Consider the following 19977-nt stretch of genomic DNA (forward strand, 5'->3'; position numbering starts at 1 on the left):
CCCCCCCCCCCCCCCCCCCCCCCCCCCCCCCCCCCCCCCCCCCCCCCCCCCCCCGCTCCTACAAAAGTGCACCTGCCGGCCCAAAGGCTGATCATGAAACTTGTTTCATGCCTGTTTTATTTACTTAGCCTGCTAACAAACTCTATAAAGAGGTTGTGCGACATAGTGTCGCAGCCAACTGAAGCAGTGGAGTTTAACGATGACAGTCCAAGTAACCGAACGCGACGAATCGAAAATGTCCCACGAAGGCCTGGCCGCTGGTGTGCGGATCTGGGATGTGCACCAACAGGGCCAACTGGTGGGGATGTTCCACAACGAACATGAAGCGCATCAGTACCGTACAGAGCTGGAAAACCTGGAAAACCAGCGCGCCACGCAATGACCCATCTTCAAATGAAAAACCCCGCCAAGGCGGGGTTTTTCGTGGTTACCACATCAGATCATCAGGGATCTTGTAGGCTGCGTACGGGTCGTCCTCGTCCGCTTCCTCGACATGGGTGTTCAGCAGCAGGACACGGCCAGGGTCGCGCTCCTGGATCTTCAATGCCGCCTCCCGAGGGATCACCTCATAGCCGCCGGCAAACGACACCACGGCCAACGCACCATTACTCAGCTTGGTCCGCATCAGGGCATTGACGGCAATGCGCTTGACCTTCTTGTCGTCGACGAAGTTGTAGTAATCCTCGGTGCTCAGCTTCGGCAGGCGAGTCGCTTCGATCAACTGCTTGATCTGCGCGGCGCGGGCCTTCTGCTCGGCTTTTTCCTGCTGCTGGCGGTTCAGTTCCTGGTCACGCTTGGCCTTCTCGGCCATGGCTTCCTTGGCCATGCGCTGCTGGCTGTCGTCCACCTCGACCTGGCCTTTGTGCTCCAGGCGTTTCTGTTTCTTCTCGGCCTTGTTGGCCTGGGAAACCTGTTTCTGGTTGACCAGACCGGCTTTGAGCAGTTGGTCGCGAAGGGAAAGGCTCATGAATGTTCACTCACTTATGCAACAGCTCAGCCGCAGCTGGGCAGGTTCTTTTCCTGACGTTTGGCTTCACCCCAAAGGGCATCCAGTTCATCAAGGTTACAATCTTCGATGGGGCGGCCACTGTCGCGCAATGCCTGTTCGATGAAGCGGAAACGCCGCTCGAACTTGCGATTGGCACGGCGCAGGGCGTGTTCCGGGTCATGCTTGAGGTGGCGGGCCAGGTTGACGGCGGCAAACAACAGGTCGCCGATTTCATCCTCGAGCGCATCGGCATCGCCGTCGGCCATGGCCTGCAGCACTTCGTCCAGCTCTTCGCGCACCTTGTCCAGCACCGGCAATGCCGCAGGCCAGTCGAAACCGACCGTGGCCGCGCGCTTTTGCAGTTTGGCTGCCCGCGACAACGCCGGCAATGCCGCTGGTACGTCGTCGAGCAACGACAGCTGTTCGGGCTGGCTCTTTTCCGCGCGCTCTTCAGCCTTGATTTCTTCCCAGCGTGACTTGACCTGGGCCTCGTTCAGGCTGGGGGTGTCCACCGGCGCATACAGCTCGCCGGTGGGGAATACATGCGGGTGACGGCGAATGAGCTTGCGGGTGATGCTGTCGACCACGCCGTCGAACTCGAAACGCCCCTCCTCGCGGGCCAGCTGGCTGTAGTAGACCACCTGGAACAGCAGGTCGCCCAGCTCACCTTGCAGGTGCTCGAAGTCGCCACGCTCGATGGTATCGGCAACCTCGTAGGCCTCTTCGATGGTGTGCGGGACGATGCTCGCGTAGTTCTGCTTCAGGTCCCACGGGCAGCCGTACTGCGGGTCGCGCAGGCGGGCCATGAGGTGCAGCAGGTCTTCGAGGGTGTAGGTCATTCAGGCAGGTCCTTCGGTGGTGGCTTCTTCGCGGGCTTGCCCGCTCCCACAGGATGCATGCAGGTTTCGAAATCTGCATCTTGCCTGTGGGAGCGGGCAAGCCCGCGAAGCAGGCACCGCGGTCTCAAGGTGTACGATTACGCCGCGTCTCGATGATGTTGGGCAACTGCGAGATCCGCCCCAGCAGGCGCCCCAGCGCATCCAGGCCTGGAATCTCGATGGTCAGCGACATCAGCGCGGTGTTGTCTTCCTTGTTCGAGCGGGTGTTCACCGCCAGCACGTTGATCTTTTCGTTCAGCAGCACTTGCGACACATCGCGCAGCAAGCCCGGGCGGTCGTAGGCACGGATGACGATGTCGACCGGGTAGGTCTGCACCGGGATCGGCCCCCAGCTTACCTGGATCATGCGCTCCGGTTCCTTGCCCGCCAACTGCAGCACCGAAGCGCAGTCCTGGCGGTGGATGCTCACACCGCGGCCCTGAGTGATGTAGCCGACGATGGCGTCGCCCGGCAGCGGCTGGCAGCAGCCGGCCATTTGCGTCAGCAGGTTGCCGACACCCTGGATCTGGATGTCGCCACGCTTGCCGGTACGCGGCCCGGTGGGCTTGCGCGGTACCAGTTCGATCTGCTCGATGCGCTCGGGCTCAAGCAGCTGCTGGGCGGCGTTGACCAGGTGCGCCAGGCGCAGGTCGCCGGCACCGAGCGAGGCGAACATGTCCTCGGCGGTCTTGACGTTGGTCTTCTCGGCCAGGCGCTCGAAATCCACCTGCGGCAGGCCCAGGCGGCTGAGCTCGCGTTCGAGCAAGGTCTTGCCGGCAGCGACGTTCTGATCGCGTGCCTGCAGCTTGAACCAGTGCACGATCTTGGCCCGTGCCCGCGAGGTAGTGACGTAGCCCAGGTTGGAGTTCAACCAGTCACGGCTGGGATTGCCGTGCTTGCTGGTAATGATCTCGACCTGCTCGCCGGTCTGCAGGCTGTAGTTGAGCGGCACGATGCGCCCGTTGATCTTGGCGCCGCGGCAGTTGTGGCCGATTTCGGTGTGCACGCGGTAGGCGAAGTCCAGCGGCGTGGCACCCTTTGGCAAGTCGATGGCGTGGCCGTCCGGGGTGAACACATAGACCCGGTCCGGCTCGATGTCGACCCGCAGCTGCTCGGCCAGGCCACCGATGTCGCCCAGCTCTTCGTGCCACTCCAGCACCTGGCGCAGCCAGGAGATCTTCTCTTCGTAATGGTTGGAACTGGACTTGACGTCGGTGCCCTTGTAGCGCCAGTGGGCACATACCCCAAGCTCGGCTTCCTCGTGCATGCCGTGGGTACGGATCTGCACTTCCAGCACCTTGCCCTCGGGGCCGATCACCGCGGTGTGCAGCGAGCGATAGCCGTTCTCCTTGGGGTTGGCGATGTAATCGTCAAACTCCTTGGGGATATGCCGCCACAGGGTATGCACGATGCCCAACGCGGTGTAGCAGTCGCGAATTTCCGGCACCAGCACGCGTACCGCGCGCACGTCGTAGATCTGGCTGAATTCCAGGCCTTTGCGCTGCATCTTGCGCCAGATCGAATAGATATGTTTCGCCCGGCCGCTGATGTCGGCCTTGACGCCAGTGGCCAGCAGCTCGTTCTGCAGCTGGTTCATAACCTCGCTGATGAACCGCTCGCGGTCCAGCCGGCGCTCGTGCAGCAGCTTGGCGATCTGTTTGTACTGGTCGGGTTCGAGGTAGCGGAAGGAAAGGTCTTCCAGCTCCCACTTGATGTGGCCGATACCCAGGCGGTGCGCCAGCGGCGCATAGATATCGAACACCTCGCGCGCGACACGCAGGCGTTTCTCGTCGTCGGCGGCCTTGACCGCACGGATCGCGCAGGTGCGCTCGGCCAGCTTGATCAGCGCCACGCGCACGTCGTCGACCATGGCCACGAGCATCTTGCGCAGGTTCTCGACCTGCGCCTGCGAGCCCAGCACCAGCGATTGGCGCGGGCTGAGGCTGGCGCTGATGGCGGCCATGCGCAGCACACCGTCGATCAGCTTGGACACTACCGGGCCAAAGCGCTGGCTGACCTCGGCCAGGGTCACCTTGCCCTCGCGTACCGAGCGGTAGATGACCGCCGCCACCAGGGAATCCTGGTCGAGCTTGAGGTCGGCTAGGATTTCCGCGATTTCAAGGCCCGCCTGGAAGCTGGACGTACCGTCCGCCCAGGAATGCTTGGCCGGGTTGCCCTTTTTCTCGACTTCATGGGCAAACTCGCAGGCCTCTTTCAGCGCTGCGCGATCCAGTGCCGAATCGACGCTTACCACATGGTCCAACCATGCTTCGAGATTGATACTGCCGTCGGTGTTGACCGGCTGGTGCACTCTCACCTGTACCATCTTTGTTTTACCTTTCCATACAGCACACCACACGGGTGCGCTGGCGATCACCGTGCGGCCACCATTCCATGAAAGCCGCACCAAGGGGCCAGTCAGCTAGCCCGCTTCGAATAACGCCATGGCCTCGACATGCGCCGTCTGAGGAAACATGTCGAGAATCCCGGCCCTTTTTAACCGGTACCCCTGGCCGACCAGCACCTGCGCGTCTCGCGCCAGCGTGGCCGGGTTGCACGATACATAGACCAGCCTTCTGGCCTTGAGGCGGGCGATGCCTTGCACCACCTCGAAAGCACCGTCGCGCGGTGGATCCAAGAGTACCGCAGAAAAGCCCTCGGCGGCCCATCCGGCACCCGCCAAAGGCTGCGATAAATCGGCCTGAAAAAACCGTGCGTTATGCACATTGTTGTTCCGGGCATTGGCCGCGGCCCGATCGACCATGGCCTGCACTCCTTCCACTGCCACTACCTCGCGCGCCTGCCGGGCCAGTGGCAGGGCGAAGTTGCCCAGGCCGCAGAACAGGTCCAGCACGCGCTCGTCGGCCTGCGGTGCGAGCCAGGCCAGCGCCTGCTCTATCATTGCCGTGTTGACCTGGGCATTCACCTGTACGAAGTCACCTGGGCGCCAGGCCAGTTCCAACTGCCAGGGCGCCAAGGCAAAGCCCAGCTGCGCGGCCGGGTCCACTGGCGCCGGCTCCCCTTCGCCCTGCAGCCACAACTGGGCATTGGCCTGTTCGCAGAACGCCTGCAGCCTGGCCAGGTCTTCGGCGGGCAACGGCGCGACATGGCGCACCAGCAGCGCCTCGGCAGTACCGCTGAACAGTTCCACATGGCCCAGCGCCTGCGGCTTGCTCAGCGAGCGCAGCACGGTCGGTAAATGGCGCAGAATCGACGGCAAGGGCTGTACCAGCACCGCGCAATCGTCGATGGCAATGATGTCCTGGCTGGCTTCGGCACGAAAGCCGACCTCCAGCTGACGCGCCTTGGCGTCCCAGCGCACGGCCACGCGGGCGCGGCGCCGGTAGCCGAACTCCGGCCCACTCAGCGGTGCGGCCCATTCCTCGGGCTGCACGCCGGCCACCCGCTGAAGCTGCTCTGCCAGGGTGCGCTGCTTGAGCGCCAGCTGCGCTTCGTGCGGCAGGTGCTGCAGGTTGCAGCCTCCGCAACGTTCGTAATACCGGCACGGTGCCTGACGGCGTTCGGGGCTGGCCTGCAGCAGGCGCTCCAGGCGGGCCTCGACCACTTTGCCACGGGCATTGAGCACCCGCGCCTCGACGGCCTCACCGGCCAGGGCGCCGCTGACGAACCAGGTGCGCCCTTCGTGGAAGGCAATGCCCCGGCCATCACCGGCCAGGCGCTCGATTTCCAGGCGCTGCTTCTTGCCCACCGGGACCTGGGGGCTGCGGTTGCCGCCAGCCGGCTGGAAGCGCAGGCCGCTGTTGCTTTTCTTCTTGGACATTTAGCTCGGGTCGAACAGGCCGGTGGACAGGTAACGGTCGCCGCGGTCGCAGATGATCGCGACCATCGTGGCATTTTCCACCTCGCGGGACAGGCGCAGCATGGCCGCGACTGCACCACCGGAAGACACGCCGCAGAAAATGCCCTCTTCACGGGCAAGGCGGCGGGTGGTTTCCTCGGCTTCCTGCTGCGACATGTCGACCACGCGGTCGACACGGCTGGCGTCGAAGATTTTCGGCAGGTATTCCTCGGGCCAGCGGCGGATGCCCGGAATTGCCGAGCCCTCCATTGGTTGCAGGCCAATGATCTGCACCGCCGGGTTTTGTTCCTTGAGGTACTGCGAGCAGCCCATGATGGTACCGGTGGTACCCATGGAGCTGACGAAATGGGTGATGGTGCCCTGGGTCTGCTGCCAGATCTCGGGGCCGGTGCTGTTGTAGTGGGCGATGGGGTTGTCGCCGTTGGCGAACTGGTCCAGCACCAGGCCGCGGCCTTCGGCCTGCAGCTTCTCGGCCAGGTCACGGGCGCCCTCCATGCCCTCTTCCTTGGTCACCAGGATCAGCTCGGCGCCGTAGGCGGTCATGGCGGCCTTGCGTTCGGCGGTGGAGTTGTCGGGCATGATCAGGATCATCTTGTAGCCCTTGATCGCCGCAGCCATCGCCAAGGCGATGCCGGTGTTGCCGGAGGTGGCTTCGATCAGGGTATCGCCGGGCTTGATCTGGCCGCGCAGTTCGGCGCGGGTGATCATCGACAGTGCCGGGCGGTCCTTCACCGAGCCGGCGGGATTGTTACCTTCGAGCTTGAGCAGGAGGGTGTTGCTGGTTTCGCCAGCGATACGCTGCAGGCGAACCAGGGGCGTATTGCCGACGCAATCGGCGATGGTTGGGTACTGCAAGGTCATGGCGTATTTCACAATCCGGACGGCAGGGGTGCCTATCATACCGGCAAACCCTTCCCGGCCATATCACGCAATCTGTGATGAATATAGCTACAAGCTATATCGATAGCCTGTACCGGCCTCTTCGCGGGCACGCCCGCTCCCACAGGGATTGCGCTGCACTCAAGATAAATGCTGTACCTGTGGGACCGGGCGTGCCCGCGAAGGGGCCGGCACATGTAACGGCAATCTCATCCACAGCCGCAGCCCATGCTTGCCATTCTGCGCCCACAAGGTGCCACCCTGACGCTGGATGGCACTGCGGGCGATGCTCAGCCCCAGGCCGAAACCACCATCCCCGGGCCGCGAACCGTCCAGCCGTGAGAACGGTGCAAAGATCCGCTCCAGGTCTTCTTCAGCCACGCCACCGCCTTCGTCTTCCAGCCACAACCGCCAATACCCGCCTTCACGCTGCCCACCGAGGCGCACCACACCCTCGGCCGGCGAGTGACGAATGGCATTGCGCAAAAGGTTCTCCAGCGCCTGGGCCAGGTAGTTCAGGTTGCCCTGCACCCAGCAGTCCGCCGGCACTTCGCAGCGCAGCCGCGCCGGTGCCCAGCCGCTTTCGTAACTGGCATTCTCGGCCAGCAGCTCCCACAGCGCCTGCACCTCGATCGGCTCAAGGTTCATCGGCGCACGTTCGGCGTCCTGCCAGGCCAGTTGCAGGGTATCCTCGACCAGCTGCTGCATGCAGTCCACCTCCCGTGTCAGGCGTTCACGCAGGCGCTGCAGGTCGGTTTCACCATCGCAGGCCACCCGCAGCCGGCTGAGTGGCGTACGCATTTCGTGAGACAGATCACGCAGCAACTGCTGCTGCATGGCTACCGTGCCCTGCAGCCGCTCGGCCATCTGGTCGAAGGCACGGGCCAGTTCACCCAGCTCGTCATGCCGGGCGATGGTGCGTGAGTCGAGGCGAGCCGACAACTGGTCGGCGCGCCAGGCATTGGCCTGCTCGCGCAATTGGTTCAACGGCACGATCAGCATGCGATAAAGGCCAACGCACAACAGCAGGGTGAACAGACCCGGGATGATGCCGTTGGTGATGATACGCCACAGCATCCGGTACTGGCCGGGGTTGAAGCGCTGCGGCAGTTCGATCACCAACATGCCCTGCTCCGGTGCCCCCGGGAACGGTATGCGCAACCACGGCTGGTCGACGCTGCGCCGGCTCATCGGCCAGTCGACACCGCGCAGGCGGGTCAACCGCTGCATGATCTGCGGGTCGAGGCTGGCGCTGTCGAGCGGCCGCAGGTTCAGGTCGAGCACGCCGACCCAGCCGCGTTCGCGCTGGTGCATCGTCGCCACCCAGCGGTCCAGCCCTGCCCGCCCACCACTGCGCCATGCCTGCTCGGCCTCGGCGGCATAGCCACGCAAAGCCTGCCGCGCCGGCTCCGAAAGGAAGGCGTTCTGGGTCTCCATGTGCCGGCCCCAGGTGTAACTGAGGCCGATCATCAGCAGGCAGAAGCCCACCAGCAGGATCGCCAGCTTCCAGAACAGCGAATGGCGGTCGAGCATGGGTTACTCCGCCTCGCTTGCGCTGAGCACGTAGCCCTTGCCCCACACGGTACGGATCTGCCGTTCGTGATAGCCGATGCCCTTGAGCTTGCGGCGTATCTGGCTGACGTGCATGTCCAGGCTGCGGTCATGCCGCGAATAGCCTCGCTGTAGCACTTGCTGGTAAAGGAACGGCTTGCTCAGGACTTCGTCGAGGTTGCGGTTGAGAATGTCGAGCAGGCGGTATTCGCTGGGTGTCAGGCCGGCCAGGCGGCCATCCAGGCGCACGTCGCACAGCGCCTCGTCATATTGCAACTCGCCACCGCCTTCCTGCACCTGCGGGGCTTGATGGCGCCGCTCGAGGGCCACACGGCGCAGGATAGCCTCGATGCGCACCCGCAGCTCTGCCATGCTGAACGGCTTGGGCAGGTAGTCGTCGGCACCACGCTGGAAGCCGCTGATGCGGTCGGCTTCGGCACCTAGCGCCGACATCAGGATCACCGGCGTGGCGCTGCGCTTGCGCAACTGCGCCAGGGCATCCAGGCCGTTTAGCCCGGGCAGCAGGATGTCCATGAGGACCACGTCGAAAGCATGGCGTCCCGCCGTTTCAAGGCCCTCCAGGCCATTGCGGCACCAGGTCACCTGGAAGCCGCCGCGCTGCAGCTCTTCGTGCAGATAGGCACCGAGGACCGGATCATCCTCGATGGCGAGGATATTGGAGTTGTGAATAGCTACAGGATTCATTGGCAACTGCCATGCATTCTCAATTGCGTGATTATTGAGTATCCAGCGCCTGCCAGGCAACCGCCCTGCGACCAATGCCGCTGCAAGGGCACAAAACACGTACTAAAGAGGTGCAATAGCACCGCAGGCGGAGTAACTTCCCGGCTTGGCCGTCATCGCTTGACGGTGTCCAGGCACATGACAGGAGGCGAGTGTGCTCGATCGCTTGGGAATTCGCAGCCGGGTCCTGCTGCTGGCCCTGCTGCCGGCCGGCCTGATGGCATTGGTGCTGGGTAGCTACTTCACCTGGCTGCAACAGAACGACCTGCGCACCCAGCTGCTGCAACGCGGCAAGATGATCGCCGAGCAACTGGCGCCGTTGGCCGCGCCCGCCATGGCCAAGCTGGCACCGGCACAACTTGAGCGCATTGCCGCACAAACACTGGAGCAGGCCGATGTGCGCGCAGTCGCCTTCCTGGCCCCGGACCGCACGCGCCTGGCACATGCCGGCCCGAGCATGCTAAACCAGCCGCCCAGCGGCGGCACCGGCACCCAGCTGCTGCAACGCAGCGGCAATGACGCCACCCGCTATCTGATGCCAGTGTTCGGCCACCACCGCGACCTGGCCACCGATGCCGTGCCGACCGAAGCCGAACGCCTGCTGGGCTGGGTCGAGATCGAGCTGTCCCACGACGGCACCCTGCTGCGCGGCTACCGCAACCTGTTCACCAGCCTGTTGCTGATTCTCGCCTGCCTGGTGCTCAGCGGCCTGCTGGCACTGCGCATGAGCCGCAATCAAGCGCATCAAGCATGCGGTCAACCAGCTCAAGGACGGCCACCTCGAGGAGCGCCTGCCGGCCATGGGCAGCCACGAGCTTGACGAGCTGGCGCGCGGCATCAACCGTATGGCCGAAACCTTGCACAACGCCCACGAAGAGCTGCAGCACAGCATCGACCAGGCCACCGAGGACGTACGCCAGAACCTGGAAACCATCGAGATCCAGAACATCGAGCTGGACATGGCGCGCAAGGAAGCCTTGGAGGCCAGCCGCATCAAGTCGGAATTCCTGGCCAACATGAGCCACGAAATCCGCACCCCGCTCAACGGCATCCTCGGTTTCACCCACCTGCTGCAAAAAAGCGAGCTGACACCGCGCCAGCTCGACTACCTGAGCACCATCGAGAAGTCTGCCGACAACCTGCTCGGGATCATCAACGAGATCCTCGACTTCTCCAAGATCGAGGCCGGCAAGCTGGTGCTCGACAGCATCCCCTTCAACCTGCGCGACCTGATCCAGGACACCCTGACCATCCTCGCCCCGGCCGCCCACGCCAAGCAGCTGGAACTGCTCAGCCTGATCTACCGCGATACCCCGTCGTCGTTGATCGGCGACCCGTTGCGGCTCAAGCAGATCCTTACCAACCTGGTCAGCAACGCAATCAAGTTCACCCGCGAGGGCACCATCGTCGTACGCGCCATGCTCGAAGATGAGCACGAGGACAGTGCGCAGCTGCGCATCAGCGTGCAGGACACCGGCATCGGCTTGTCGCCGCAGGATGTGCGTACGCTGTTCCAGGCCTTCAGCCAGGCCGACAACTCGCTGGCCCGCCAGCCTGGCGGCACCGGCCTGGGGCTGGTGATTTCCAAGCGCCTGATCGAGCAGATGGGCGGAGAAATCGGCGTCGACAGCACCCCGGGCGAGGGTTCGCAGTTCTGGATCAGCCTCAACCTGCCCAAGGCCCACGATGGTGTCGAGGAGCTGCCGCTGCAACCGCTGCTGGGCCGCCGCGCAGCCATCGTCGATGGCCACGAACTGGCGCGCCAGGCGTTGGAGCACCAGCTGGAAGACTGCGGCCTCAGCGTCAGCCTGTTCGCCTCCTTCGACCAACTGCTGCAGGGCGTGCAAGCCGCCAGCCAGGCCGGCCTGCCGTTCGAGTTCGCCGTGCTCGGGGCCAACCTTGGCAACCTGTCGCCCGAGCAGCTGGGCCATTACCATCAGCAGCTCGAGCGCTACCATTGCCAGTGCGTGGTGCTGTGCCCGACCACCGAGCAGGCGCTGTACCACCCGTACCTTCCCAACGGCCATGGCCAGTTGCTGTCCAAGCCGACCTGCACGCGCAAACTGCGCCGCCTGTTGCTGGAACTGGTGCAACCGCGCCGCCCGCAGGGCGAGGTGAACAGCATCAACGGCCAGCGCCAGCCGAAGATCCTCTGCGTCGACGACAACCCCGCCAACCTACTGCTGGTGCAGACCCTGCTCGAAGACCTGGGCGCCGAGGTGCTGGCCGTCGACAACGGCTATGCGGCAGTACAGGCGGTACAGAACGAACCGTTCGACCTGGTGCTGATGGACGTGCAGATGCCCGGCATGGACGGCCGCGCCTGCACCGAGCAGATCCGCCTGTGGGAAAACACCCAAAGCGGCGACCCGTTGCCGATCGTCGCCCTCACCGCCCACGCCATGGCCAACGAGAAACGCGCGTTGCTGCATGGAGGCATGGACGACTACCTGACCAAGCCAATCAGCGAACGGCAGCTGGCCCAGGTGGTAATGAAATGGACCGGCCTGAGCCTGGGTGCGCCAGAGCAGGAACGCCTGGCCGAGCAACTGGCCAACGGTGATGACCTGAAGGTGCTGGACCCTGAGGAAGGCCTGCGCCTGGCCGCCGGCAAAGCGGACCTGGCGGCCGATATGCTGAGCATGCTGCTGGGCTCGCTGGAAGCCGACCGCGAAGCCATACGCGCCGCCCGCGAGGCCGACGACCGCAACCGCCTGATCGAACAGGTGCACCGCCTGAACGGCGCCTCACGTTATTGCGGCGTCCCGCAGTTGCGGGCCGCGTGCCAGCGCAGCGAAACCTTGCTCAAGCAGGAAAACCCGCTGGCACAACTGGCACTGGACGAACTGGATGCGGCGATCAACCGCCTGGCGGCGCAGGCCAGATTGAGCGCCTGACACAGTTCCCTGTGGGAGCGGGCGTGCCCGCGAACATGGGCGAAGCCCGTGCCATCCACCGCGAAGTCTTCTTCGCGGGCACGCCCGCTCCCACAGTGGCCCGCGCCATATTCAAGGTATGCTGTACCTCCTGCACTGGAAAAGGAACCCACCATGCGCGCCCTGTTGTTCAGCAGCCAGCACTACGACCAGGAAAGCTTCACCCGTGCCGCCAGCGGCACCACACTGGACCTGCACTTCCAGCCCGCCCGCCTGACCCTCGACACCGCTACCCTGGCCAATGGCTACGAGGTGGTCTGCGCCTTCATCAATGACGAGCTCGACGCCCAGGTGCTGCAGCGCCTGGCCGCAGGCGGCACGCGCCTGGTCGCCCTGCGCTCGGCCGGCTACAACCATGTCGACCTGGCCGCCGCCCAGCGCCTGGGCCTGACCGTAGTGCGAGTGCCGGCCTACTCGCCGCACGCCGTGGCCGAACACGCCGTGGCGCTGATCCTGGCCCTGAACCGGCGCCTGCACCGGGCCTACAACCGCACCCGCGAGGGTGACTTCACCCTGCATGGGCTGACCGGCTTCGACCTGCACGGCAAGACCGTCGGCGTGGTCGGTACCGGCCAGATCGGCACAGCCTTTGCTCGCATCATGGCTGGTTTCGGCTGCCAGTTACTGGCTTATGACCCCTACCCCAACCCCGAGTTGCTGGCCTTGGGCGCGCGCTACCTGCCATTGCCCGAGTTGCTGCGCGAAGCCCGCGTCATCAGCCTGCACTGCCCGCTGACCGAGCACACCCGGCACCTGATCAATGCACAAAGCCTGGCCCAGCTGCAGCCCGGCGCCATGCTGATCAACACCGGCCGCGGCGCGCTGGTCGACACCCCGGCGCTGATCGACGCACTGAAGAGCGGTCAGCTCGGCTACCTCGGCCTGGACGTATACGAAGAAGAAGCCCAGCTGTTCTTCGAGGACCGCTCCGACCTGCCGCTGCAGGACGACGTGCTGGCCCGTCTGCTGACCTTCCCAAACGTGATCATCACTGCCCACCAGGCGTTCCTTACCCGCGAGGCACTGGATGCCATCGCCGCGACCACGCTGGACAACATCAACCGCTGGGCGGCAGGCAATCCACAGAATCTGGTGATGGGTTAGTGCTAGGATACGCGGCATTTCTGGAGGACCCATGGTCGAGCACGATTTCCGCTACACCCTTTTCAACCCGCAACATACCCTGATCGAGTGCCGCGCCCTGGTGCCGGGCCGCTACCAGGTCACCGGCAACGGCGGCTCGATGCACAAAGGCGACACCCTGCTGGTCACCCTCAAGGGCAGCAAGGACTTGTCCATGCGCCTGACAGTGGAGAGCGTGCGCCACCTGATCAACCCGCGCGGCCAGTGGGTTGCCGTGGCCAGCGGCCCGGTGTTCAACGAGCTGGAAATCCTCACCTGGCAGGTCGCGTGCGACAGCTGCGACGCCGTGCTGGACTTCGAGTTCGCGGTGGACGCCAAGCTGGGCAAGAAAGCCCGCCAGCCTGCCGCCAGCGCGCGCGTTGCCGAGCTGGGCTGGGCCAGCCGTGGCGAAAAACACCTGTGCCCGCGTTGCCAGGAGAGCGCCGAGTGAAAAATCTGCTGACCGGCGTGCTGATTGCCACCGGCCTGCTCGGCTGCGCCGCAGAACCTTCCAAGCTGCAGCAGGAGCGCAGCTATGTGCTGGAGTGGATTGGCGAACGGCCGCTGATCGACTACAGCCACCTGACCCTGACCTTGGCCAGCGATGGCCGTGCCTATGGCAATGGCGGCTGCAACCACTGGTTCGCGCCATACACACTGGACGGCGAGCACCTCAGCTTCGGCAAGGTCGGCAAGACCCGCAAGCTCTGCGCGCCGGCGTTGATGGAGCAGGAAAAGCGCTTCCTGCAGGCGCTGGAAACAGTGCAGCGCTGGGATGTGTCGCCTATCGAGCAGATGCGTTTCTGGCCGGCCGAAGGCAAGCCACTGCGCTTCTGGCCTGAGGAAGGCTGAATATTGCCGGGGCCGCTTTGCGGCCTGTGGGAGCGGCCTTGTGTCGCGAAAGGGGCGCGTAGCGGCCCCGGATATCAGCTTAGCCGCTGAAATTGCCGGGGCTGCCATGCAGCCCTTTCGCGACACAAGGCCGCTCCCACAAGACCGCGTGGCAACCCAAAGAATCAGGCGCCCTTCAGCGCCTTGATCTTGGCCTGCAGCCCTTCCAGGGTCTGCTCGCCCATAAGTTGCTCCCGCACCTTGCCCTTGTCATCGATGATGTAGGTCACCGGCAATGCCTCGCTACGTGGCAGGTCATAGCGCTCGGCCGGGTCCTGCGCCAATACGGTGAAAGCGATGCCCAGGGTTTCGGCAGCCTGCTTCAGCTCCTGCCCTTGCAAGCCATCGAAGTTCACCCCCACCACCTTGATACCATCGGCCGCCCACTGCTTGGCTGCCGCGTTCAGTTCAGGGATTTCGGTACGGCACGGCCCGCACCATTCGGCCCAGTAGTTGAGCACCAGCCAGTGCCCGTCGATCTGTTCGGCCTTAACCGTATTACCGTGTTGGTCCACGCCATAATCGGCACCGCAACCACCGAGCAACAGGCTCGCGGTGATGGCCAGTACTGCTGCCAGACGCCTTGCCATGGGTCAATCCTTCTTGAGTTTTAAAGCAAATTGGTCAGTCGCTGCGGTTAGAATAGCCGCCACACCCTGCTGGATGCGACCCGACATGACCGACCTCACGCTCTATCATAACCCGCGCTGCTCGAAATCCCGCGGCGCCCTGGAACTGCTCGAAGCTCGCGGCCTGGCGCCGACAATCGTGCGCTACCTCGAGACCCCGCCCGACGCGGCCACCCTGACGGCTCTGCTCGGCAAGCTGGGCATCGCCCCGCGCCAGCTGCTGCGTACCGGCGAGGACGAGTACAAGGAGCTGAACCTGGCCGACCCGTCGCTTACCGACGCGCAACTGATCGACGCCATGGCCCGGCACCCCAAGCTGATCGAGCGGCCGATCCTCGTCGCTGGCGACAAGGCCGTGGTCGGCCGGCCACCCGAGAAAGTACTGGAGATCCTGCCGTGAGCGAGCCCTACATCCTGGTGCTGTATTACAGCCGCCATGGGTCGACCAGCGAGATGGCCCGGCACATCGCCCGCGGCATCGAGCTGGCCGGCATGGAAGCCCGCCTGCGCACGGTACCGGCGATTTCCACCGAGTGCGAAGCAGTGGCCCCGGACATCCCGGCCAACGGTGCGCTGTACGCCACCCTGGACGACCTGCGCCACTGCGCCGGCCTGGTACTGGGCAGCCCGACCCGCTTCGGCAACATGGCGGCGCCGCTCAAGTACTTCCTGGATGGCACCAGCAGCCTGTGGCTGGGCGGTGAACTGGTCGGCAAGCCGGCAGGCGTGTTCACCTCTACCGCCAGCCTGCACGGCGGGCAGGAAACCACTCTGCTGTCGATGATGCTGCCGCTGATGCACCACGGCATGCTGGTGATGGGCCTGCCGTACAGCGAATCGGCATTGCTCGAAACCCGTGGCGGCGGCACCCCGTATGGCGCCAGCCATCATGCTGGCGCCGATGGCAAGCGCGAGCTCGACCAGCACGAGATAGCCCTGTGCCGCGCCCTTGGCCAACGCCTGGCGACCACTGCAAAGGCCCTGGAGGCTGCACGTGGCTAAGAAGCCCAAGGTATTGCCGCCGCTTGAGTGGCTGGCGCCTCGCCTGCGCCTGACGCGGGCGCTGAGCCTGGCATTCTTCTTCGGCCTGATCGCCCTGCTGGTGGCGAACAACCTGTGGTTCGCCAACCTGCACGGGGCGCGGGTCGAGGTGATCCTGGCGATCGAACTGGTGCCGTTGCTGCTGTTGCTGCCGGGCATGCTGACAGGCAGCGCCCGGGCACATGCCTGGACCTGCTTCGTGGTGAATATCTATTTCATCAAGGGCGTGCTGGCGGCGTTCGACCCGGCGCGGGCGGTATTTGGCTGGGTTGAAGTACTGGTGAGCCTGGGGCTGTTCATTGCCGGGCTGCTGTATGTGCGCTGGAAATTCCAGCATGAGCGGCGCATGGCGGGCGAAGGCAGTTAGATTCTTCGCGGGCTTGCCCGCTCCCACAGGGTTCGCGCCACACTTGAGGTCGGCGCTGTACCTGTGGGAGCGGGCATGCCCGCGAAGGGGCCAACACAACTCTCAATGGTTGACGGTATGCGCCAGCATCACCGACAACTGGCACAGCGGCCGCCCACTCTCCGCATGCCACTGGTTGAACGCCTGCTGCACCAAGGCCAGGTCCCGCTGGCTGGTCGGCGGCTTGTCGACCACCTTCTGCGCAATCAACGCCGCAGCCATGTCATCGGTAGGGATGAACGTGTCCTTGCCAACCATTCGCAGGAAGCGCGGTGCCGACAACCCGCCCAGCTGGTTGCCGTGCTTGGCCAGGTATTTCCACAAACCGACGATGTCGGTCACCGGCCAGTCGGCGATGAAGGCGCCGAAACTGCCCTTCTCCTTGGCCACGTCAAGAACCATCTGCGCATTGCGCGGCACGCTCTTGAGCTTGCCCAGGTGGCGGATGATGCGCTCGTCGTGCATCAGCCGCTCGAGGTGCTCGGCGCCCATCAATACCACCTTCTCCGGGGCGAAGCCGAAGAACACCTGCTCGAACGCCGGCCACTTGGCATCCACCAGGCTGTGCTTGAGCCCGGCGCGGAACACGCGCAGGGCCAAGGTCGACAGGTAGCGGTCGTCGCTGATATCACGCAGTTGTGCGGGTGTGCGCGGCTGCGGCAGGAAGGCCTCCAGGGCCTGGGCCGAGCCGAAGCGGTTCAGGCAGTACTCGTGCAACCACTGGTAATCGCGCATGGGCTCAGATGTTCAGCACGTCAAGGAAACGTGGGGTGGCGTTCTCGTCGATCTTCAGGCTGGTGAAGTCGAACAGGTTGCGGTCGGCCAACTGCGACGGTGCCACGTTCTGCAGGGCACGGAAGATGCTCTCGGTACGCCCCGGGTGCTTGCGCTCCCACTCCACCAGCATGTCCTTGACCACCTGGCGCTGCAGGTTTTCCTGCGAACCGCACAGGTTGCACGGGATGATCGGGAATTCCTTCATGTCCGAGTAGGCCTGGATATCCTTCTCGCTGCAGTAGGCCAGCGGGCGGATCACCACGTTGCGGCCATCGTCGGCGCGCAGCTTCGGCGGCATGCCCTTGAGCGCACCGTTGAAGAACATGTTGAGGAAGAAGGTTTCGACGATATCGTCGCGGTGGTGCCCCAGCGCCATCTTGGTCGCGCCGATTTCGTCGGCAAAGGTGTACAGGGTGCCACGGCGCAGGCGCGAACACAGCGAGCAGGTGGTCTTGCCCTCGGGGACAAGCTCCTTGACCACCGAATAGGTGTCCTTCTCGACAATGTGGTACTCGACGCCCAGTTCCTTCAGGTAGGCCGGCAGCACATGCTCGGGGAACCCCGGCTGCTTCTGGTCCATGTTCACCGCGACGATCTCGAACTTGATCGGTGCCACCTTCTGCAGGTGCAACAGAACGTCGAGCATGGTGTAGCTGTCCTTGCCGCCGGACAGGCAGACCATGACCTTGTCGCCATCCTCGATCATGTTGTAGTCGGTGATGGCTTCGCCGGCGAGACGACGCAGGCGTTTTTGCAGTTTGTTCTGGTTGACCGAGAGGGTGCCCATAGCGCTTGGATCCGCGAGGTGTGACAAAAGCCGGCTATTTTACGCACAAACGCGGCGGCGCTGTAGGCATTCCGATAAAGACTTCATTGTAATCAACAGCGCGCCTTACAGCGCAATTTGCTCTAAAAAGCACGGTTTATGCGGGTAACGGCTTCCTATACTGCGACATAAGGCCACATTACCGCTTGCTTCGGTGTTCGGGCCTAGGGCCGCTTGCGCTCCATCTGGGGGGCGTTTGGCAACATTGAGAGGAGTGATCGGCATGATTCATCACGTTGTGGGGCTGTTTACCCATCCCGACCAGGAATGGCGGGAAATTCGTGGCGAAGAAGAAACCATCAGCCACATGTACCTGACGCACACCCTGATCCTGGCTGCGATCCCCGCCGTTTCGGCGTTCATCGGTACCACCCAGGTCGGCTGGGTGATCGGCGACCGGCCAGCGGTGATGCTGACCATGGAAAGCGCCATCTGGATGAGCATCATGTCGTACCTGGCGATGCTTGCCGGGGTGGCGGTAATGGGGGCGTTCATCCACTGGATGGCCCGCACCTACGATGCCAACCCGTCCATGGCACAGTGCATCGCCTTTGCCACCTACACCGCCACACCGTTGTTCATCGGCGGCCTGGCTGCGCTGTACCCGCACCTGTGGCTGGGCATGCTGATCGGCACGGCCGCCATCTGCTACACGGTGTACCTGTTGTACGTCGGTTTGCCGACGTTCATGAACATACCCTCCGACGAAGGCTTCCTGTTCTCCAGCTCGGTGCTGGCGGTAGGCCTTGTGGTACTGGTGGCGATCATGGCCGCCACGGTGATCATCTGGGGACTGGGCGTGGGGCCCGTCTACACCAACTAGAACAGACTCGACCAACACTGGGGCATCAAACCTGGGGCCGCCGCAAGGCGGCCTCTGGCTGTGCGCTGACCGGTGGCTCGGCAGGTTGCCCGGGGTTGCGGCATAATGTCCGGTCAGGAGAACCACCCCGCCATGCCCGAGCTGCTCAGACAACGCGTCGAAACCTGTTACCAGCAAGCTGAAACCTTCTTCAAACGCCCCTTCCCACGCCCGGAAATCAGCTTCAAGCTGCGCGGGCAAAAAGCCGGCGTCGCCCACCTGCACGAGAACCTGCTGCGCTTCAACCTGCAGCTTTACCGCGAAAACCAGGAAGACTTCCTGCGCCAGACCGTGGCCCATGAGGTGGCGCACCTGGTGGCACACCATCTGTTCGGCGACCGCATTCAGGCCCATGGCGAAGAGTGGCAGCTGATCATGCGCGGGGTGTATGAACTGCCGCCCAACCGTTGCCACAACTACGAAGTGCAAAGGCGCGTGGTGACCCGCTACATCTACCGCTGCCCCTGCCCGCAGAGCGACTTCCCGTTTACCGCGCAGCGGCACAAGCTGGTGCGCCAAGGGCGGCGCTACCTGTGCAAGCGGTGTCGGGAGATATTGGTGTATAGCGGCGAGACGCGCGTCGAATAGATTGTGTATTGCCTGTTCCGGCCTCTTCGCGGGCTTGCCCGCTCCCACAGGGGTACCACTGACCTCAGGCCTTGTGATATCCCTGTGGGAGCGGGCAAGCCCGCGAAAGGGCCGGTACAGGCGATATATGAATCACAGGCACAAGAAAGGCGACCCGGGGGTCGCCTTCTTTTGCATCAGCCTGCGCCTTACTTCTCGACGAAGGCTCGCTCGATCAGGTAGTCACCCGGCTCGCGCATGCGCGGGGAGATCTTCAGACCGAAGCTGTCCAGCACTTCGCTGGTTTCGTCGAGCATGCTCGGGCTGCCGCAGATCATCGCGCGGTCGTCCTGCGGGTTGATCGGTGGCAGGCCGATGTCGCTGAACAGCTTGCCGCTGCGCATCAGGTCGGTCAGGCGGCCCTGGTTCTCGAACGGTTCACGGGTCACGGTCGGGTAGTAGATCAGCTTGTCGCGAACCGACTCACCGAAGAACTCGTTCTGCGGCAGGTGCTCGGTGATGAACTCGCGGTAGGCCACTTCGTTCACGTAGCGCACGCCGTGCACCAGGATCACTTTCTCGAAGCGCTCGTAGGTTTCCGGGTCCTGGATGACACTCATGAACGGTGCCAGGCCAGTGCCGGTGCTCAGCAGGTACAAATGCTTGCCCGGGTTCAGGTCGTCGAGTACCAGGGTACCGGTAGGCTTCTTGCTGATGATGATCTCGTCGCCTTCCTTCAGGTGCTGCAGCTGCGAGGTCAGCGGACCGTCCGGCACCTTGATGCTGAAGAACTCCAGGTGCTCTTCCCAGTTCGGCGAGGCGATGGAATAGGCGCGCATGAGCGGACGGCCGCTTTCTTGTTGCAGGCCGATCATCACGAACTGACCGTTCTCGAAGCGCAGGCCCGGGTCGCGGGTGCACTTGAAGCTGAACAGGGTGTCGTTCCAGTGGTGCACACTGAGGACACGTTCGTGGTTCATGTTGCTCATTTAATGGGGCTCCTGAAGAAAGACGCGGCGCGCGCAAGACGCGCAGTTGCGCGATAGTTTAGGGGCAGCGA

At 63.9% G+C, this 19977-nt stretch carries 20 protein-coding genes and 1 pseudogene; 10 read left to right on the plus strand and 11 right to left on the minus strand.

The genetic code is table 11. The features are described from left to right. The first annotated feature begins 199 nt into the window (after positions 1 to 199). Complete coding sequence (locus ACLCGK_RS03200; RefSeq protein WP_003257734.1) at positions 200 to 382, plus strand: hypothetical protein; 183 nt, start codon at positions 200 to 202, stop codon at positions 380 to 382. Positions 383 to 427: 45 nt separating this feature from the next. On the opposite strand, the gene ACLCGK_RS03205 is transcribed toward ACLCGK_RS03200, so the two are convergent. The 7 genes from ACLCGK_RS03205 to ACLCGK_RS03235 form a co-directional block, all read right to left on the minus strand. Next, entirely contained in the window at positions 428 to 967 is a 540-nt protein-coding gene (locus ACLCGK_RS03205) for a DUF2058 domain-containing protein (protein WP_013971362.1), read from the minus strand. A gap of 26 nt (positions 968 to 993) precedes the next feature. Next, on the minus strand, positions 994 to 1827 hold the full coding sequence (mazG, locus tag ACLCGK_RS03210; RefSeq protein ID WP_013971361.1) for a nucleoside triphosphate pyrophosphohydrolase: 834 nt from the start codon (positions 1825 to 1827) through the stop codon (positions 994 to 996). Positions 1828 to 1951: 124 nt separating this feature from the next. Further along, on the minus strand, positions 1952 to 4192 hold the full coding sequence (gene relA / locus ACLCGK_RS03215; RefSeq protein ID WP_015269231.1) for a GTP diphosphokinase: 2241 nt from the start codon (positions 4190 to 4192) through the stop codon (positions 1952 to 1954). Between the two features lie 96 nt (positions 4193 to 4288). Continuing rightward, a complete protein-coding gene (gene rlmD, locus ACLCGK_RS03220) occupies positions 4289 to 5647 on the minus strand; it encodes a 23S rRNA (uracil(1939)-C(5))-methyltransferase RlmD (RefSeq protein WP_410951277.1) in 1359 nt (452 codons plus the stop codon). Beyond that, entirely contained in the window at positions 5648 to 6547 is a 900-nt protein-coding gene (cysM, locus tag ACLCGK_RS03225; protein WP_023662461.1) for a cysteine synthase CysM, read from the minus strand. It lies immediately after the preceding gene. 159 nt (positions 6548 to 6706) lie between these two features. Then, positions 6707 to 8098, minus strand: coding sequence for a histidine kinase sensor domain-containing protein (locus tag ACLCGK_RS03230; RefSeq protein ID WP_410951278.1), 1392 nt, complete (start codon positions 8096 to 8098; stop codon positions 6707 to 6709). Positions 8099 to 8101: 3 nt separating this feature from the next. Further along, entirely contained in the window at positions 8102 to 8821 is a 720-nt protein-coding gene (locus ACLCGK_RS03235) for a response regulator transcription factor (RefSeq protein WP_367245320.1), read from the minus strand. Positions 8822 to 9014: 193 nt separating this feature from the next. Here ACLCGK_RS03235 and ACLCGK_RS03240 point away from each other — a divergent pair. The 4 genes and pseudogenes from ACLCGK_RS03240 to ACLCGK_RS03255 all read left to right on the plus strand — a co-directional run bounded on the left by ACLCGK_RS03240 (position 9015) and on the right by ACLCGK_RS03255 (position 13770). After that, positions 9015 to 11757, plus strand: a pseudogene (locus ACLCGK_RS03240) (response regulator). 153 nt (positions 11758 to 11910) lie between these two features. Continuing rightward, positions 11911 to 12900, plus strand: coding sequence for a 2-hydroxyacid dehydrogenase (locus ACLCGK_RS03245; protein WP_410951279.1), 990 nt, complete (start codon positions 11911 to 11913; stop codon positions 12898 to 12900). Positions 12901 to 12931: 31 nt separating this feature from the next. Continuing rightward, positions 12932 to 13369 (plus strand): hypothetical protein, encoded by a 438-nt coding sequence (locus ACLCGK_RS03250; protein WP_004375491.1) that lies wholly within the window; start codon positions 12932 to 12934, stop codon positions 13367 to 13369. Next, positions 13366 to 13770: an META domain-containing protein gene (locus ACLCGK_RS03255; RefSeq protein ID WP_004375489.1), complete on the plus strand. Its 405-nt coding sequence runs from the start codon at positions 13366 to 13368 to the stop codon at positions 13768 to 13770. The genes ACLCGK_RS03250 and ACLCGK_RS03255 overlap by 4 nt, the downstream gene beginning before the upstream one ends. A 164-nt stretch (positions 13771 to 13934) precedes the next feature. Here ACLCGK_RS03255 and ACLCGK_RS03260 read toward each other — a convergent pair whose 3' ends face one another. Then, entirely contained in the window at positions 13935 to 14399 is a 465-nt protein-coding gene (locus ACLCGK_RS03260; protein ID WP_015269224.1) for a TlpA disulfide reductase family protein, read from the minus strand. Positions 14400 to 14484: 85 nt separating this feature from the next. Between ACLCGK_RS03260 and arsC the strand changes: the two genes are divergently transcribed. Genes arsC through ACLCGK_RS03275 form a run of 3 tightly spaced genes read left to right on the plus strand, consistent with a single transcriptional unit; the run spans position 14485 to position 15846 of the window. Further along, on the plus strand, positions 14485 to 14838 hold the full coding sequence (gene arsC / locus ACLCGK_RS03265; RefSeq protein WP_047594822.1) for an arsenate reductase (glutaredoxin): 354 nt from the start codon (positions 14485 to 14487) through the stop codon (positions 14836 to 14838). After that, entirely contained in the window at positions 14835 to 15440 is a 606-nt protein-coding gene (gene wrbA / locus ACLCGK_RS03270) for an NAD(P)H:quinone oxidoreductase (protein ID WP_015269222.1), read from the plus strand. Before arsC ends, wrbA begins: the two co-directional genes overlap by 4 nt. Further along, the gene (locus tag ACLCGK_RS03275) at positions 15433 to 15846 is read left to right on the plus strand and encodes a DUF2069 domain-containing protein (RefSeq protein ID WP_015269221.1); all 414 of its coding nucleotides are present in this window, start codon (positions 15433 to 15435) and stop codon (positions 15844 to 15846) included. Before wrbA ends, ACLCGK_RS03275 begins: the two co-directional genes overlap by 8 nt. 102 nt (positions 15847 to 15948) lie before the next feature. On the opposite strand, the gene ACLCGK_RS03280 is transcribed toward ACLCGK_RS03275, so the two are convergent. Beyond that, positions 15949 to 16620, minus strand: a complete 672-nt coding sequence (locus ACLCGK_RS03280) for a DNA-3-methyladenine glycosylase I (RefSeq protein ID WP_410951280.1) — start codon at positions 16618 to 16620, stop codon at positions 15949 to 15951. A gap of 4 nt (positions 16621 to 16624) precedes the next feature. Continuing rightward, complete coding sequence (gene ttcA, locus ACLCGK_RS03285) at positions 16625 to 17449, minus strand: tRNA 2-thiocytidine(32) synthetase TtcA (RefSeq protein ID WP_012270926.1); 825 nt, start codon at positions 17447 to 17449, stop codon at positions 16625 to 16627. A 262-nt stretch (positions 17450 to 17711) separates the two neighbouring features. On the opposite strand from ttcA, the gene ACLCGK_RS03290 reads away from it, so the two are divergent. Both ACLCGK_RS03290 and ACLCGK_RS03295 read left to right on the plus strand, forming a co-directional pair. After that, the gene (locus tag ACLCGK_RS03290) at positions 17712 to 18311 is read left to right on the plus strand and encodes a Yip1 family protein (RefSeq protein WP_003252385.1); all 600 of its coding nucleotides are present in this window, start codon (positions 17712 to 17714) and stop codon (positions 18309 to 18311) included. 132 nt (positions 18312 to 18443) lie between these two features. Beyond that, a complete protein-coding gene (locus ACLCGK_RS03295) occupies positions 18444 to 18938 on the plus strand; it encodes a SprT family zinc-dependent metalloprotease (protein WP_013971347.1) in 495 nt (164 codons plus the stop codon). Positions 18939 to 19126: 188 nt separating this feature from the next. Here the strand turns inward: ACLCGK_RS03295 and fpr are convergent, their stop codons facing one another. Beyond that, positions 19127 to 19906, minus strand: a complete 780-nt coding sequence (gene fpr / locus ACLCGK_RS03300; RefSeq protein ID WP_004375483.1) for a ferredoxin-NADP reductase — start codon at positions 19904 to 19906, stop codon at positions 19127 to 19129. Between the last annotated feature and the right edge of the window lie 71 nt (positions 19907 to 19977).

This window comes from Pseudomonas sp. S1(2024), assembly GCF_046557535.1.